This window comes from Streptomyces sp. NPDC004561 (assembly GCF_053602155.1).
On the sequence record NZ_JBSGDB010000838.1, the window covers coordinates 1 to 1,978 of the forward strand.

General features: G+C 71.9%; 1 protein-coding gene. It reads right to left on the reverse strand.

What is annotated here, in order from left to right; all coding sequences use genetic code 11:
• On the reverse strand, nt 1-1,420 hold a 1,420-nt coding region (locus ACWEN3_RS45905), incomplete at its 3' end, for an amino acid adenylation domain-containing protein (RefSeq protein ID WP_452984312.1).
• Nucleotides 1,421-1,978: the final 558 nt, after the last annotated feature.

Below are 1,978 nucleotides of genomic sequence, written 5' to 3' on the forward strand. Positions count from 1 at the left end.
CCAGCGGTGCGGGCAGCCGCTCGCCCAGCAGGGCCCTGGTCTTGTCGGCGTCGAAGGCGGAGTGGCCGTCGGCGGTCCGCTGCGGGACGACGTAGCCGACCAGCACCTGGGCGCCGGGCAGGGCGAGCAGGGCCGTGTCGATCTCTCCGAGTTCGACGCGGCGTCCGCCGAGCTTGACCTGGTCGTCGGCGCGGCCGAGGAACACCAGTCCCTCGGCGTCGGCGCGCACGAGATCGCCCGACCGGTAGGCGCGGGGCGAGTCCAGCGCCGGGCACGGCCGGAAGCGTTCCGCGTCCTTCACGGGGTCGAGGTAGCGAGCGGTTCCGGCGCCGGCGATGACCAGTTCGCCCTGCTCGCCGTAGGAGACCGGTTCGCCGGCCTCGTCCACCACCGCCAACTCCCAGCCGGCGAGCGGCAGTCCGATACGCACGGGCTGGGCGGGCTGGAGCCGGGCCGCGCAGGCCACGACGGTGGTCTCCGTCGGGCCGTAGGTGTTCCACATCTCCCGCTCGGGGCGGGCGAACCGATCGACGAGGCCGGGAGGGCAGGCCTCGCCGCCGAGGATGAGCAGCCGTATCCGCCGCAACGCCTCTTCCGGCCACATCGCCAGCAGGGTGGGGACCGTGGAGACGACGGTGATGCCACGGGCGTCGAGCCACGGGCCGAGTTCATGCCCGGCTCGCACCAGGGACCGTTCGGCCGGCACCAGGCAGGCGCCGGAGCGCCAGGCCAGCCACATCTCCTCGCAGGAGGCGTCGAAGGCGACCGACAGGCCCGCGAGGACCCGGTCGCCGGGGCCGAGCGGCCGGTCGCTCAGGAAGAGCGTGGCCTCGGCGTCGACGAAGGCGGCGGCGGACCGGTGGGTGACGGCCACGCCTTTGGGCGCGCCGGTGGAGCCGGACGTGAAGATGATCCAGGCGTCGTCCCCGGGGGTGGGCGCGGAACCCCACGCTGCTCCGTAGGGCGGTACCGGTTCGGCGGGGTGCGGGTGCGGGCCCAGTACGTCGCACACGCCCGCCTCGTGGAACACGGTCGCGGCGCGCTCCTCGGGGTCGTCGGCGTCGACCGGGACGTAGGCGGCGCCGCTGTGCAGGACCGCGAGGATCGACAGATACAGTTCCGCGCTGCCCGACGGCACTCGCACGCCCACACGGTCGCCGGGGCCGATACCCCGCTCGGTGAGCCGCCGCGCGCGTCTGTGGGCCTCGGCGCACAGCTGACGGTACGACAGCACCTCGGCGCCCGTGTCGAGAGCGGGTGCGTCCGGGTGCAGCGCGGCGGTCGCGTGCAGGATGTCGATGAGGGTGCGCGGCGGCGCGGCCGCCGCGGAGCGGAAGACGGCCCGGTCTCCGGAGAACTCCGGGAACGGGGGTGACGTATCGAGTGCCGTCGAGGTCAAGGTAGTGCCTCTGGATTTCATACCGATGGGCTTCAAAGCCCTTTACGGACTGTCAGAGGGACTTCACCTCACAACGCGTTCACCAACTCGGTGCAATTGATTCACGACCCGCCCATGGGGGGAAATTGGTCAACTCCAAACCCAATGCGTTGAGTCGCGCCCTGCGGCGTCCGGTCGCTTCAGCGCACAGGTAAAAACGAGGCAGCCGGAAAAGGGCCGTGGGGTTGATGGCAAATCCCGCTCCACAGTGACCAGGATCATTCCCATACCGAATTCTTGCATTTCTCGAAGTCGACAGTGGTGGGCCGAACGGCCGTCCGTGCGGGGGCCGGTGGACCCGGAGGTGCCCCGCGGGCGCCTCCGTCGCCCGGCCTTCCGCTGCCGGCGCCGCCGCGGCAACAGACGTGGGTCAGTTGACGCAGGGCACGCCACCCGCCTTCACGGCCGGGCCGGAGTCCGCCTCCGTCGCCGCGTTCGACGCGGAAACGCTCTGGGCCGGGGCGGGAGTTGCCGGAGTGAGGTGCGTGTAGTCCTGGCCGAGGGTGACGACGACATGGCCTGCCGGTACGGCCGTGCCGG